This is a genomic window from Kribbella sp. NBC_00482, assembly GCF_036013725.1.
GTDB lineage: Bacteria > Actinomycetota > Actinomycetes > Propionibacteriales > Kribbellaceae > Kribbella.
In genome coordinates this window covers 8,289,919-8,304,225 of record NZ_CP107881.1, presented here as the reverse complement: position 1 = coordinate 8,304,225, position 14,307 = coordinate 8,289,919, and the positions used below count along the sequence as shown (strand labels likewise).

Here is a 14,307-nt window from a genome sequence, read left to right as displayed (position 1 = left end):
AGGGTGATCGCGTCGGCGTCGGCGCGGCGCATCAGTGCCAGTTCGGCACGAATCGGGGACCCGGTGGCGCGGGATTTGGGTGAACGTTCTACTCTGGAGATCTCCGGTAGCGAGGTCTGGGCGGGGCGGCCCCGACCTTGCTACCGGAGCTCTTCTTTTCAGCCCCTCTGCGGTCGGCCCGGAAACTGTCGGTGGCGGCCGGTAGCGTTCTCAGTGCCAGGGGCGGCTCCTGGACGTGCTTCCTTCTCCTTCACCAGGCCAAGTAGCGCGTCCGCTCTCCGCCCCTGGCGCACTCTTCAGGTGAAGAACGTCAGTGGGGAGACGGCATGCCGGACCAACCAGCGGATTCGCAAGCTGCTGTCCTGCTGCGCCGCCGCCGGCTCGTCGATGCTCCCGCGCTCACTCCACCGGTACGGCGCTCCGCCTGGCAGTGGCTGCGCCGACCGCTCACGATCCAGGCGGGCCTGTCCGCGCTGCAGGCCGACCTGATCCAGCGCGGCCTCCTGCTCTCAGTCGGTCTGTACAGGCACTGTGCCTCGCTGTCGGCGCCCGCGCTGGCCGGGTTCGGCGGCGCGCTGCTCGACCTGCTCGACGCCGAGTCCGGTTTCGACGCCAAGCACACGCCGTTGTTCCGGGGCTTCCCGGAGAGCGTGCCGGGCAACACCGAGACCTTCTACGTGAACCGGGTCTTCGCCCGCCTGCTGCAGGAGCCTGAGCAACCGTGCGTGCTCTGCGGCGACACCACCTCCGTCCACGCAGTCTCCCCGTGCGCACACCTGGTCTGCCGCACGTGCTGGGACGGCACCGACCTCAGCGCCTGTCCGCTGTGTCTGCGGCGCATCGACCCGAAGGATCCGTTCCTCAAGCCTTCGCCGGCCGAGGAGCCGCCGACGCATGTCCGTTCGGATCGCCTGCGGCTGCTCGCGCTGGCCACGGCCGACTCGGTCCGCCAGACCGTCGGAGCCCTACTGGCGCGGCGCGCACCCTTGTCCGCCGCGGACCGCGCGGACCTGCAGGTGCTGCTCGACGGCGCCAGCTCGGCGTGGCTGCCCGATGACATCCCGGTCCGGGAGACCCGTGCTCTGGTCATCGCGCACTTCCTGGCCGACGATCCCGAGCTGCTCGATCGCGCCGACACCGCTACCGACGTACTGCGGGTCATCTACGCCTTGATGGACGCCGACCCCGGGCTGCGGACGCCGCCGGCCCGGCGGAAGTCGTTGCCACGGGCAACTCGACGGCTCGTGCTGGAGCGTCTCGACCGGCTGCCCGTCGAGACGCTGGTGGAGGACATGCTGCGCCACGAGCGTGCCTGGAAACGGATCGCGGAGAACCTGCACCCGTTCGAGTTCGCGACGCGGTTCCCGGTCGCGGCGCTGGCGTTCGCCGTCCTCCGTCGTACCGATCTGGATCTCGGCACGGCCGCCGGACGGGCGGTGGCGGGCGAGGCTTCGCGCCATCCGCTGGTGCGGGTCGAGGACGGGCGGCTCGTGATGAGCACGTTCAGCTCACGCCTCGAAGGCGCTTTCACGCAAGGGCGGCCGGAGCAGGCGCTCGACCTGCTGCGGCAGCGTCCAGGCGACTTGGTACGCCGCCTTGTGCACCTGGCGCGTGCGCTTCCGCCGGAGCAGCACGCGGAGCTCGTCGACGCCGTGACGACCGCGGTGTCGGACGTCTCTCCGGCCGTCATCACGGCCGCCCTGGGACAGGTCCGGACGCCGCCGGGCGATCTGCGGTTGTTCTTCCCGCGCGGTGGGACCGCCCGGATCTGGACGTCGGTCGACGACCGGGAGCCGTTGCCCAGTGCCCTCGCCGTCGAGCTGTCCGGCGTACTGATGGGGGAGATGTTGCGCCGGGCAACGGGATTGCCGCGCTGGCGACGGGTGTTCCTGGACGAGGAGCTGTCCCGGATGGCCGCGCCCGGCTCGGAGCGGAACGCGTCGTCGAGCCTGCTGCGGATGACGCGGGGAAGTGCGGTGCCGATCCCGCAGGACGAGCTGCTGCGGCTGTTCCTGCACTGGGTCGAGCCGCGGGGGCGGCGGATCGATCTCGACCTGTCGGTGGCGGTGTTCGACGAGGAGTGGGCCTTCGTCGGGTTGTGCGACTACACCCGGCTGCGGTTCGACCAGGACGCGCTGGTGCATTCCGGCGATCTGACGTCTGCGCCGGGTCCCGACGGTTCGACGGAGTTCGTGGACATCGATCTGCGTGCGGTGCGCCGGGTCGGCGGTCGCTACCTGCTGCCCGTGGTGTTCAGCTACAACGACGTACCGTTCGACGAGTTGGAGCGCGGTTTCGTCGGCGTGCTGCGGCAACCGAACGGGCTGTTCGATCCGGCGGCGGTCGAGGACCGCTTCGACCTGGCCGGGGCGGCGAAGATCCTGATGCCGTTCGGCGTCGACCTGCGGACCAAGGAACTGCGTTGGTACGACGTGAACCTCGGCGCGGCCGGATACGGTCACAACATCGCGAGGTACGGCGGTCATCTCGGGCTGATGGCGGCGACGCTGGAAGAGGTGCACGGGTCGGGCGACCGGGTGAGCCTGTGGGAGATCTGCTGCTGGCACGCGGCGGCGCGGGCCGACGAGATCGCTGTCCGGTGCGCCGACGGGTCGGTCGTCGGCTACGTCCGTGACCCGGCCGAGGAGTTGGCGACGTTCGCGCGGCGGGTCGTCGCCCGGCTGGAGCCGGACCGGAGCTGGGACGAGGACGCGGCCAAACGCGCCGATTTCGTCGCGGTTCTGGACGGCGACGTCACCCCGCGCGCGGGCGCCGAAGTGTACGCGCTGCATCCGCGGCTTCTCGACGGCGCGAGCCTGTCACTGATCGACGCGCCGTACCTGCTGTCGGCTCTGGCACCCGACACCCGCGCTCGCGCGAGCCTCGGAGCAACCTCTCCTGCTCCATAACCTGCGCTCGGGCGAGTCGAGGGAGTGTCGGATGGTTCCACGCCTACTGCGGGGCACTCGGCACGGCACCTCGCCGCACGGGTGCAAAGGCCACGATGCTCCGCATCGAGACCTTCGCCCCCGCGCGCCGATGCACCGCACCGAGCACCTCCTCGCTACGGCGTGGAACCACCCGACACTCCCTGGCAGGAGCCTGAGAAGACTTTGACAATTCCGTGACGGACGCGCGGCCGGTGCTTTGGTCGGGTCCCCGGCAGGAGTACAACGGAATTGACGCGAAGGGAGCCACGAATGACGTACGACGTGGTGGTGCTCATCGAGCGGGAGATGAGCGAGGGCGACGCGCGCCGCGTTGCCGCCCTGCATGCAAGGCGCGAAGACACCGTGGACTACCACCTGCTGGTCTCCAGTCATCCGGAGAGCGGGTTCGGCGGTCCGATGGCGTTGCTGGGATCGACATTCGCGGACGTGGCCGGTATGACCGGCGCGGCGTCCGTGGTCGGCTCGGCGACGGTGGCGTCGGCGCGCATCAGACCCCCAGCAACAGTTGACCGGGCCCAGAGTCGAACACAGCGTGGAACACAGGGCGCAGTACCGACGGCGACCCTCGCCGACCCGGCCGTCGATCTCGCCTCGGTGATCGAGCACAGCTCCCGGCAGCTCCGGGCGGCGAGCGGCTACCCGGTGCACGTCTCCATCACGCACGGCGAGGTGCTGCTGGCGCTGATGCAGATGGTGAAGACCACCAAGAGCCAAGAGGTCGTGGTGGTCGCGTGGCCGGAGACCGCAGCATCGTTCGTGTGCTCCGACTGGACCACCAAGGCACGCAAGCTCCTGAAGGTGCCCCGAGTTCGCATCCTCGAACACGACACCTGATCTCAGCTCGGTGGTTGATGCGGGAGTCGCACCTGGACCGTGGTCTCGCCTGGGCGTGACGTGATGGCGATCGTGCCGCCGTGGTGTTCGGCGACGATCCGTTGCGCGATGTCCAGGCCCAGTCCGGTGCCCTTCCCGACGTCCTTGGTCGTGTAGAACGGCTCGAACGCGCGGGCCGCGACCTCGGGCGGCATCCCGGGACCGGTGTCGGTGAACTCGACCACGATCCGGTCGCCATCGGTTCGGGTCGTGATCCGCAACGTGCCGGCGCCTTCCATCGCGTCGACCGCGTTGTCGATGAGGTTCGTCCACACCTGGTTGAGTTCGCCGGCGTACGCATCGATCCGGGGTACGCCGGCGCCGTACGCGCGCACCACCTCGACGCCGTCACGCAGCTTGTGCCCGAGCATCACGAGCGTGCTCTCGATACCTTCGGTGACGTCGATCGTCTGGATCGAGCCGCGGTCCATCTGCGAGTACGAGCGGACCGCGGCCACCAGCTCGGTGATCCTCCGCGTCGACTCCTTCACCTCGCCGAGCAGCGTCGCGACCGACAACGTGCTGGCCACCCACTCGAGGCCGGCCCCCAAAGCATCACCGAGTACGTCGGCCGCGCGCTCGCACCAGTCCACAGTCGTGCCGGCCGCGGCGAGCGGGGGCGCGATGAACCACGACCGGTCGACGCCGTGGTCGTCGAGCCAGTCCGCGATGGTGTTCTCGTGATCGGCGAGGTCCACCGGATCCGGCGCCGCCGTACCCGATCCGAGCTCGAGCCGAAGCTCGTCGAGCGCACTGAACTGCACGGCCGTCGCGTCGCCTTCCGCGAGCCCGCGCAGCGCCGACAGCAGCGTGACGCAAGCGGTGTCGAGTGCGCTGACCGAGCGTGCGGCGGCTGCGGCGGGGTTGTTGATCTCGTGCGCCAGCCCAGCCGCCAACGTGCCGAGGGTGATCAGCGACTCGCGCTGTCGGGCGGTCGACTCGATCGCCCGCGCGGTCCCGTACACGCCCTTGATCAGATGCCCGGCGAGCGGGAACCAGTCGTCGATCCGCTCCCGCAGTACGTCGGCCGGCACCCGAAGTACCCGTCCTTCGGCGAGTCCGCGGCCGCTGGCGAGGTACAGGCCGTGCTCGTCCCACGCGCGGAATCCGCCCGCCCAGCGGCCCGGGACGTCCATCTTGCCCAGCACGGTGTCCTCGCGGCCGATCTTGCGGTGCAGCGAGATCGCGCCGTCGACGAGCACCCACCAGAAGTCCGCGGGTTCGCCCTCGTGGAACAGGTCGACGCCGCGCTCGATCGACACCTCGGTGCTGCCGTCGACCAGTTCGTCCAGCTGCGCATCGGTCAACCCGGCGAAGAGCGGGATGTCATGGAGTTCTGCGGCGTACATCAGACGGTCGCAAGGTAGCGGTGGACGAGATAGATCGACATGGCGCCTTCGCCGACCGCGGACGCGACGCGTTTCATCGAGTCGAGCCGGACGTCGCCGGCCGCGAACACTCCCGGCACGCTGGTCTCCAGCGCGTACGGCGGCCTGGACAGCGACCACCGGTTCTGCGCGATCAGATCCGGCCCCGTCACGACGAACCCCTTGGCGTCGCGTACGACGGAATCGCCGAGCCAATCGGTCCGCGGGATCGCTCCGACGAAGATGAACAGCCAGCTCGCGAGCACCTCCTCGACCCGGCCGGAAGTGCGATCGGCGAACGTCAGAGCCTCGAGATGACCGTCGCCGCGGCAGCCGACCACCTCGGTCCGGCACCGTACTTCGACGTTCGCGGCCTCGGCGATCTTGTCGATGAGGTACCGCGACATCGAGCTCTCGAGCGTGTCGCCGCGGACCAGCAGGACGACGCGTTTGGCGTAGCGGGCCAGGTTGAGCGCTGCTTGTCCAGCCGAGTTCGCCGCGCCGACGACGTACACGTCGTCGTCCTGGACCTGCCTGGCTTCGCTCGCCGTCGCGCCGTAGTACACGCCGCGGCCGGTGAGGTCGCCGAGGCCGTCGACGTCGAGGCTGCGGTACGAGACGCCGGTCGCGACGATCAGCGCGCGGGCCTCGATCTCACCGGATTCTTCGAGCAGTACGGCGTGCACGGGGCCGCGGGACTCGAGGCCGACGACCGAGCGCGCGAGCACCATCTCCGCGCCGAAGCGTGACGCCTGCGCGACGGCGCGCTGGGCGAGGTCAGAGCCGGTCAGGCCGCGCGGGAAGCCGAGGTAGTTCTCGATCGCGGCGCTGAGCCCGGCTTGTCCGCCGGGTGCCTCGCGTTCGACGATCACCGTGCTGAGACCCTCGGACGCGGCGTAGACGCCGGCCGCCAGCCCGGCCGGGCCGCCGCCGACGATGCAGACGTCGTACAGCGGTTGCTCGGCCCGGGTCCGCAGACCGAGGGCAGAGGCGAGGTCGCGGGCCGTGGGGGAGCGGAGAGTGTCGCCTTCCGGGATCAGGACCAGCGGCAGGTCGTGGTCGGCGGCATCAGCGAGGTCCTTGAGGCGCTGTCCTTCCGCGTCGCGCTCGACGTCGAACCAGCGGTACGGGACGTGGTTGCGGGCCAGGAACGTCTTGATGTCGTGCGCGCGGTCCGACCAACGGTTGCCGACGACACGGACGTCGGAGGTGTGCTCGGGGTTGGCGTGCTGCCAGTCGCCGAGCAGGTCGTCGACGACCGGGAAGAGCTGGTCCTCAGGCGGGTCCCAGGGCTTCAGCAGGTAGTAGTCGAGGCCGATCTCGTTGATCGCGCGGATCGCCACGTCAGTATCGGCGTACGCGGTGAGCAGCAGGTACTTCGCGCTCTGGGCATGCTCGCGGGCGCGTTCGAGCAGTTCGATGCCGGTCATGCCGGGCATCCGCTGGTCGGTTGCGATCAACGCGATCGGTTGGTTGCGCAGCGCAAGTTTGGTCAGGGCGGCGAGCGCTTGGTCGCCCGACGTCGCGCGGACGACCAGGTAGTTGTCGCCGTACCGGCGGCGCAGGTCGCGGGAGATGGCCGCCGAGACCATCGGATCGTCGTCGACCGTAAGAATCGCAGGTTTGCTCACGCGGTGCCCCCCACAGCAGTGAACCGATCCCGTCAGAATGCCACGGGAATCGCTCAGTCATCTATGAGCGCACGCAACGTTTCCTGCTCGGAGTCGGGCACGTACCCGGCGTAGTAGTCGAACATGTTCTGGCGGGCGATCCGGGCCGCGGCGTGGCCGTTGCCGGCGCGGATCGCGTCGACCACCTCGGCGTGGTGGTGCAGCGACTCGAGCATCAGGGCGCGGCTGTTGGGGGCGTGCGCGACCTTGTCGGCGATCAGTCCGAGTACGACGCCGCGGACGACCTCGTTGCAGGTCTGGATCAGTGAGTTCCGGCTGATCCGCGCGATCAGTTCGTGGAACGCGAGATCGGCCTCGCTGAACGCGGCGAAGTCGACGTCGATCGCGTCCCGCATCGCGACCAGGGTCGCCTCCAGGTCGTCCAGTTCCTCGGGGGTGCGCAGGCGGGACGCGACCTGGATCGCGGCGCCGTCCATGATCATCCGGAACCCGATCAGCTCGCTCAGGGTCAGCTCGTCGACCCGGGCCAGCCTCGCCACCTGCTTGCGCAGCGCGGAGGAGGAGTACGGCAGGATCTCCGGGCCGTTCGGATCGCCGGGCCGGGAACGGACCACCCCGTTGCTCTCCAGCACCCGCAGCGCCTCGCGGACGGTCGATCGGCTGACCGCGAACTGGGCGACCAGTTCACGCTCGCTCGGCAGCCGCTGGCCCGGTGCCAGGTCGCCGCGGGCGAGCGCGTCCTCGACCTGCTCGACGATCCGCTGATAGGCGCGCACGGGTTGTACCGGCTCGAACTGCGGGCCCTTTGTCATCCGGCACACCCCCATTCGCTTGACAGGCACCTGAGCAGGGGACAAACCTAGTGGCCCATTGAGACCTAGTCCACTGGTCAGACCAGTCGGCGCACCGGAGGAGTAGACGTGAAGCCGTCGTTTTCCACTCGAGCGGTCGCATTTCTCGCGTCCGCCGCGCTGCTGGCCGTGACGGCCTGCTCGGCCGGATCCAGTACGTCGTCCGGAAGCTCACCGGGAGGTGACCAGAACCTGTCGATCGGTCTGGTCGCGGAGCCGGCCAGCCTGGACTTCACCACCACCGACGGCGCCGCGATCCCGCAGGTGCTGCTCGGGAACGTGTACGAGACGCTCGTCAAGCAGGACGACTCCGGCAAGATCGTGCCTGCGCTGGCGAAGTCGTGGACGGTGTCGCCGGACCGCAAGACGTACACCTTCGACCTGGTCGACAACGCGAAGTTCACCAACGACAAGCAGTTCACCGCGAACGACGCGGTGTTCAGCATCAACCGGGTGAAGACCGCGTGGACGACGTCGCTGAAGGCCGCGATGGACGTGGTCTCCCAGGCCAAGGCGCTGTCGCCGACCCAGTTGCAGGTCACGCTGACGAAGCCGAGCAACGACTGGCTGTTCCGGATGACCACCCGGATCGGCGCGATGTTCTCGGAGAGCGGTGTCAGCGCGCTCGCGACCGCTCCGGTCGGCTCGGGCCCGTTCAAGTTCTCGAAGTGGAACCGCGGCGACTCGATCGTCATGGACCGCAACGACAGCTACTGGGGCAGTAAGCCGTACTTCCAGCAGATCACGCTGAAGTACTTCAAGGACGCGACCGCGCTGAACAACGCGCTGCTCACCGGCACGATCAACGTGATCGGCACGGTGCAGGCGCCGGAGGCCCTCAGCCAGTTCACCAGCAACGACAAGTACCAGGTGATCGAGGGCACCACGAACGGCGAGGTACTGCTGTCCTTCAACAACTCGCTGCCGCTGTTCAAGGACGTCCGGACCCGGCAGGGGATCCGGATGGCGATCGACCACAAGGCGTTGCTGGACACCTGCTGGGCCGGTCGCGGCAAGCTGATCGGCAGCATGGTCCCGCCGACCGACCCGTGGTACGAGGACCTGACCGGTGTCGCGCCGTACGACCTGGCCAAGGCGAAGTCGTTGCTGCAGGCCTCCGGTGCGGCCGGCAAGACGCTCCGGCTCCGGCTCCCGACGTTGCCGTACGCAACGTCCTGCGGCCAGGTGGTGAAGAGCCAGCTGGAGCAGGCCGGCCTGAAGGTGGCGATCGACCAGCTCGAGTTCCCGGCGGCGTGGCTGACCACGGTCTTCAAGAACGCCGACTACGACATGTCGATCATCGCGCACGTCGAGCCGCGCGACCTGGGCGCCGTGTTCAACGCGAAGTACTACACCCGGTACGACGACCCGACGCTGCAGGGCTATCTGGCCGCGGCGGACTCCGGTGACGAGGCCGCGCAGGTGGACAACATGAAGAAGGCGGCGCGCCGGCTGTCCGAGCAGGCCGCGGGTGACTGGCTGTTCCTGCTGCCGAACCTGATGGTCGCCGACAAGAGCGTCAAGGGGCTGCCGACGAACGCGATCACCGAGAACTTCGATCTCTCCAAGCTCGCCCGATGATCCTCCGCCTGATCGAGCGCACCGGCGTGTTCTTGGTCAGTCTTGCGGTGAGCTCGGTGCTGGTCTTCGCGTTCATGGCGGTGCTGCCCGGCGATCCTGCCCGGGTCGCGCTCGGGGTGAACGCCTCCGACGAGGCAGTGACCGAACTGCGTCGGCAGTTCGGCCTCGACCGCCCGCTGCCGACGCAGTACTTCGACTGGCTGGGCGGGCTGCTGCACGGTGACCTCGGTACGTCGTACGTGTCGAAGGTGGCGATCGGCCCGCAGGTCTTCGACCGGCTGCAGGTCACACTCTGGCTGGTCGTCGCGGGCATGATCATCGCCCTGGCGGTCGCCGCGCCGGCCGGGACGGTGATGGCGGCGCGGCACCGCAAGATCTCCGGGTTAGCGCTCTCTGCGTTCTCTCAGGTGGGCGTCGCGGTCCCGGCGTTCCTGGCCGGGATCCTGCTGATCGTGGTGTTCGCGGTGCGGCTCGGCTGGTTGCCCGCCAACGGTTGGACGCCGCCGGCACAGGATCCGGCGATGTTCCTCAAGCAACTGATCCTGCCGGCGCTGTCACTCGGGCTGGTCCAGGGCGCCGTCCTCACTCGCTACGTCCGCAGCGCGGTGCTGGAGGTGCTGCGCGAGGACTATCTCCGAACCGCGCGTGCGAAGGGATTGCGGCCGTTCCAGGCGCTGTGGCGACACGGCCTACGCAATGCCGCCGTACCGGTCGTGACTGTCCTCGGCCTGCAACTCGCCACGCTGTTGATCGGCGCGGTGGTCGTTGAGCGGGTGTTCGTGATCCCGGGCCTCGGGAGTTTGCTGCTCGACGGTGTCTCGAACCGGGATTTGTTACTCGTCCAGGACGTGGTGATGGTTCTCGTGATCGCCGTACTGCTGGTCAACTTCATCGTCGACCTGTTGTACGTCGCCCTCGACCCGCGACTGAGGACGGCGTCATGAAGCGACTGAACCCGAGCCTGATCGCCGGCGGCGTGATCGTCGCGGTGATCGTGCTGATGGCGCTGGTGTCGTTCGTGTGGACGCCGTACGACGCGACGCTGGTGACTCCCGCCTCGCGGTTGCTGGAACCGTCGTGGTCGCACTGGTTCGGGACCGACAAGTTCGGCCGGGACGTGCTCAGCCAGATCATGGTCGGCTCGCGGACAACGCTGTTCGTCGGCGTCGTCGCGGTCGGTGTTGCCGCGGTCATCGGCGTACCGCTGGGAATCCTGGCGGCGATGGTACGGCGCTGGCCGAGCGAGGTGATCATGCGGGCCAACGACCTGTTGCTCGCGTTCCCGGCGTTGCTGCTGGCGATCATGTTCGGCGCGGTGTTCGGGGCCAGCACGCTGACCGCGATGGTTGCCATCGGCATCGCCTCGGTGCCGAGTTTCGCGCGCGTGATCCGGAGCGGGGCACTGCAGGTGATGCGCACCGAGTACGTTCTCGCGGCGCGCGCGGCCGGCCGGCAACCGTTTCCGATCGCTCTCCGGCACGTGCTGCCGAACGTGACCAGCCTGATCACGGTTCAGGCCTCGGTGTCCTTCGCGATCGCGGTGCTGGCCGAGGCGGCGTTGTCGTTTCTCGGGTACGGAACGCCGCCGCCGACACCGTCCTGGGGCCGGATGCTCCAGGAGAGCCAGGAGTTCCTGTTCAGCGCGCCGCGGCTGGCGATCTTCCCCGGGATCGCGATCGCGATCGCCGTGCTCGGGTTCAACCTGCTCGGCGACGGCCTGCGGGATCGCTTCGATCCGAAACTGGAGGATCGCCGATGAACGACGTTCTCACTGTGCGGGGGTTGTCCGTGACCGTCCGGGACACGGCGCTCGTGTCCGACGTCGACCTGACGGTCGGTGCGGGAGAGCGGGTCGGGCTGATCGGAGAATCGGGATCAGGCAAGTCACTGACCGCGCTGAGCATTCTCGGCTTGTTGCCCGAGGACGTGCGGGCCGGCGGGTCGGTGCGCCTCGACGGTGTCGACCACGAACTGGTCGGCGCGGACGAACGGCGGATGTCGCGCGTCCGCGGCCGCGACATCGCGATGGTCTTCCAGGAACCGATGACCGCGCTCAACCCGACCATGCGGATCGGCGACCAGATCACTGAGTCGATGCTCATCCACAAGACCCTCGGGAAGCCCGCGGCCCGGACCGCGGCGGCCGAGCTGCTCGAACGCGTGCAACTCCCGGCCGAGACCCTTCGCGCCTATCCGCACCAGCTGTCAGGTGGCCAACGGCAACGAGTCGTCCTGGCGCTCGCCCTGGCCAACGATCCGGCACTGCTGATCTGCGACGAGCCGACCACCGCACTCGACGTCACGGTCCAGGCGCTCGTACTCGACCTGATCGTCCGCGGCGTCGTGGACCGCTCGTCCGCACTGCTCTTCATCACCCACGACCTCGCCGTCGTCGCCACGGTCTGCGAACGAGTCCTCGTCATGTACGGCGGACGCGTGGTGGAGGCGGGCCCGGTCCACGAGGTGTTCACGCGTCCCCGGCACCGCTACACCGAGGGACTGCTCGCGGCGTCCGATCTCGAGACCACGTCGCGCCGGCTGACCACGATCCCTGGCAACGTGCCGCCCGCCGGGCGGTTCCCGTCCGGCTGCGTCTTCCGGACCCGGTGCGCGCACGCAACCGCTCTCTGCGAAGAGACACCGCCCTGGACCGGGTCTGAAACCGAAGGGTTCGCATGCCATCACCCGGCGGGGGTGACTAATGCCTGAGCACATCCCAACGGCGCACGATTCGGAGACGCCGACCGCCGTCCGGGTGGTCGACCTCGTACGTGACTACCCGCGACAGCGGACCTCGCTGCTCCAGCCGGCTCCTGTCGTGCACGCCATTCGCGGTGTGAGCCTGGAAGTCAAGCAGGGCGAGCGTTTCGGCATCGTCGGCGAATCCGGCTGCGGCAAGTCGACACTGCTGCGCCTGATCGCCGCGCTCGACCGGGCCACGTCCGGGCACGTGATCGTCGAGGACACCGACATCACCCGTCTCCCGGAACGCCGGCTGCGGTCGCTGCGCGAGAACCTCCAGCTCGTGTTCCAGGACCCGATGAGCTCCCTCGACCCACGGATGCGGGTCCGCGACATCATCGCCGAACCACTCGTCGTACAAGGCCATCCCGCGTCGGGAGAGCGCGTTCGCGAGTTGCTCGAAGCCGTCGGTCTCTCCGCCGACGCCGGCGACCGGTACCCGCATCAGTTCTCCGGCGGCCAGCGGCAGCGCATCTCCATCGCCCGCGCCCTCGCCCCGCGCCCGCGGATCCTGATCGCGGACGAGCCGGTGAGCGCTCTCGACGTTTCCGTCCGCGCCCAGGTACTCAACCTGATCTCGGACCTCGTCGACGAACTCAACCTCACGCTCGTGTTCGTCTCGCACGACCTGTCCGTGGTCAAACACGTCTGCGACCGCGTGGCCGTGATGAACGCCGGCCAGATCGTCGAGACGGGCTACACCGGTGACGTGTACGCCGCACCGCAGCATCCGTACACGCAGCGCCTGGTCTCGGCCATCCCGACGCTCCAGAGAGCGCTCTCCGGTGCGACCACCGCCGACCTACTCGCGAAGGGGGAATCAGCGTGAAGATCCAGCTCGATGGCGGCGGGACGATCACGATGCCGGCGGGCCTGCCGATCGGTGAGACCTGGGTCGAGGCGCCGTCGACCGCTCCGGTGATCTTCCCGTACGACGGCTCGACCGTGGCGGACGCGCCGGTCGGGGACGTCGACCTCGCCCGGGCGGCACTGGAGAACGCGCTCTCCGTGCGAGAGACGGTCGGCCGGCTGCCGTCGTACCTGCGCCGGAAAGTCTTGCAGAGCGTGCATTCCGCGGTACTCGCCGAGCGGGACGCGTTCGTCGATCTGCTCGTGCTCGAGACCGGCAAACCGCTGGTCGACTGCCGGGTCGAGATCGATCGGACCCTGCTCACCCTGGAGACGTCGGCCGAGGAGGTTGCCCGGCTGCACGGTGAGACCGTGCCGCTCGACCTGCTGCCGAGCGGTGAAGGGCTGCAGGGTTTCTGGGTGCGCAAACCGATCGGCGTGGTCATCGGGATCACCGGGTTCAACTACCCGTTGCTGCTCGCGGCGCACAAGATCGCGCCGGCGTTCGCGGCCGGTTGCCCGATCATCGTGAAGCCCGCGCCGCAGACGCCGCTCGCCACGCTCTGGCTCGCGCACCTGATGCGCTCCGCACTCGCCGACGCGGGAGCACCAGAGAGCGCTCTCCAGCTGATCACGGGCGGAGCGGACGTGGGCGCCACGCTCACCACCGACGATCGGATCGGCGCCGTCTCCTTCACCGGATCCGCGACCGTCGGGCATCGGATCGCGCGCGACGCGGCGCCGACGAAGGTGCTGCTCGAACTGGGGTCCAATTCCGCGCTGGTCGTTGCCGCGGACGCCGACCTGGACGCGGCCGCCGACGCGATCGTGCGCGGCGGGTACTACGCATCCGGGCAGGCCTGTATCTCGGTCCAGCGGGTGATCGCTGTCGAATCCGTGCGGGATGCGCTGCTGGAGAAGCTCGGCGCGCGGATGCCGGGCGTGGTCGTCGGCGATCCGCGTGATCCGGAGACCCGTGTGTCCGCGCTCATCAACCCGGCGTCGACCGATCGTGTTCGGCAATGGGTCGGCGATGCGGTCCATGCCGGCGCGTCGATCGCGTACGAGGCCCCTGGCGACGTACTCGGGCCGACGGTGCTGACCGACGTACCGGACGGGCTGCAGGCGTGGGACGAGGAGATCTTCGGGCCGGTGATCGCGGTGCGGTCCGTTCCAGACATCGAGAGCGCTCTCCGCGCGGTCAACGAGACACGGTACGGGCTGCATGCGAGCGTCTTCACGTCCTCGCTCGAGACGGCGTTCGCGGCGATCGATCAGCTCGACGTCGGGGGCGTGGTGATCAACGAGGTCCCTGGGTTCCGGTCGGACGTGATGCCGTACGGCGGCGTGAAGGACTCGGGCACCGGCCGCGAGGGCCCGCGCTTCGCGATCGAGGAACTGACGACGACCCGGATGGCCATCATCCGCCCGCGCCCATGACCAACAGATCCCACTTTGTGCA

The 14,307-nt window shown here is 68.9% G+C and carries 11 protein-coding genes; 8 read left to right on the top strand and 3 right to left on the bottom strand.

Annotated elements, in window-relative coordinates; genetic code table 11:
- Positions 1-326 precede the first annotated feature (326 nt).
- Together OHB24_RS39905 and OHB24_RS39900 are read left to right on the top strand one after the other, a co-directional pair.
- On the top strand, positions 327-2,909 hold the full coding sequence (locus tag OHB24_RS39905; protein WP_327636162.1) for an MXAN_6230/SCO0854 family RING domain-containing protein: 2,583 nt from the start codon (positions 327-329) through the stop codon (positions 2,907-2,909).
- A gap of 291 nt (positions 2,910-3,200) precedes the next feature.
- Complete coding sequence (locus tag OHB24_RS39900; protein WP_327636161.1) at positions 3,201-3,785, top strand: hypothetical protein; 585 nt, start codon at positions 3,201-3,203, stop codon at positions 3,783-3,785.
- A gap of 2 nt (positions 3,786-3,787) precedes the next feature.
- Here the strand turns inward: OHB24_RS39900 and OHB24_RS39895 are convergent, their stop codons facing one another.
- Genes OHB24_RS39895 through OHB24_RS39885 form a run of 3 tightly spaced genes read right to left on the bottom strand, consistent with a single transcriptional unit; the run spans position 3,788 to position 7,634 of the window.
- Positions 3,788-5,173, bottom strand: coding sequence for a sensor histidine kinase (locus OHB24_RS39895; protein ID WP_327636160.1), 1,386 nt, complete (start codon positions 5,171-5,173; stop codon positions 3,788-3,790).
- The gene (locus OHB24_RS39890; RefSeq protein WP_327636159.1) at positions 5,173-6,822 is read right to left on the bottom strand and encodes an FAD-dependent oxidoreductase; all 1,650 of its coding nucleotides are present in this window, start codon (positions 6,820-6,822) and stop codon (positions 5,173-5,175) included. The genes OHB24_RS39895 and OHB24_RS39890 overlap by 1 nt, the downstream gene beginning before the upstream one ends.
- A gap of 53 nt (positions 6,823-6,875) precedes the next feature.
- Positions 6,876-7,634, bottom strand: coding sequence for a FadR/GntR family transcriptional regulator (locus tag OHB24_RS39885; RefSeq protein WP_327636158.1), 759 nt, complete (start codon positions 7,632-7,634; stop codon positions 6,876-6,878).
- Positions 7,635-7,742: 108 nt separating this feature from the next.
- Here OHB24_RS39885 and OHB24_RS39880 point away from each other — a divergent pair, with 108 nt between their 5' ends.
- The 6 genes from OHB24_RS39880 to OHB24_RS39855 are packed head-to-tail and all read left to right on the top strand — an operon-like array spanning position 7,743 to position 14,285.
- Positions 7,743-9,254, top strand: coding sequence for an ABC transporter substrate-binding protein (locus OHB24_RS39880; protein ID WP_327636156.1), 1,512 nt, complete (start codon positions 7,743-7,745; stop codon positions 9,252-9,254).
- Positions 9,251-10,198, top strand: a complete 948-nt coding sequence (locus tag OHB24_RS39875; RefSeq protein WP_327636154.1) for an ABC transporter permease — start codon at positions 9,251-9,253, stop codon at positions 10,196-10,198. The genes OHB24_RS39880 and OHB24_RS39875 overlap by 4 nt, the downstream gene beginning before the upstream one ends.
- On the top strand, positions 10,195-11,013 hold the full coding sequence (locus tag OHB24_RS39870; protein WP_327636153.1) for an ABC transporter permease: 819 nt from the start codon (positions 10,195-10,197) through the stop codon (positions 11,011-11,013). The genes OHB24_RS39875 and OHB24_RS39870 overlap by 4 nt, the downstream gene beginning before the upstream one ends.
- Positions 11,010-11,963, top strand: a complete 954-nt coding sequence (locus OHB24_RS39865) for an ABC transporter ATP-binding protein (protein WP_327636152.1) — start codon at positions 11,010-11,012, stop codon at positions 11,961-11,963. The genes OHB24_RS39870 and OHB24_RS39865 overlap by 4 nt, the downstream gene beginning before the upstream one ends.
- Positions 11,956-12,825 carry an ATP-binding cassette domain-containing protein gene (locus OHB24_RS39860; RefSeq protein ID WP_327636151.1) on the top strand — a complete coding sequence of 290 codons (870 nt, stop codon included), beginning with the start codon at positions 11,956-11,958 and terminating at the stop codon, positions 12,823-12,825. The genes OHB24_RS39865 and OHB24_RS39860 overlap by 8 nt, the downstream gene beginning before the upstream one ends.
- Positions 12,822-14,285, top strand: a complete 1,464-nt coding sequence (locus OHB24_RS39855; RefSeq protein ID WP_327636150.1) for an aldehyde dehydrogenase family protein — start codon at positions 12,822-12,824, stop codon at positions 14,283-14,285. Before OHB24_RS39860 ends, OHB24_RS39855 begins: the two co-directional genes overlap by 4 nt.
- Positions 14,286-14,307 lie beyond the last annotated feature (22 nt).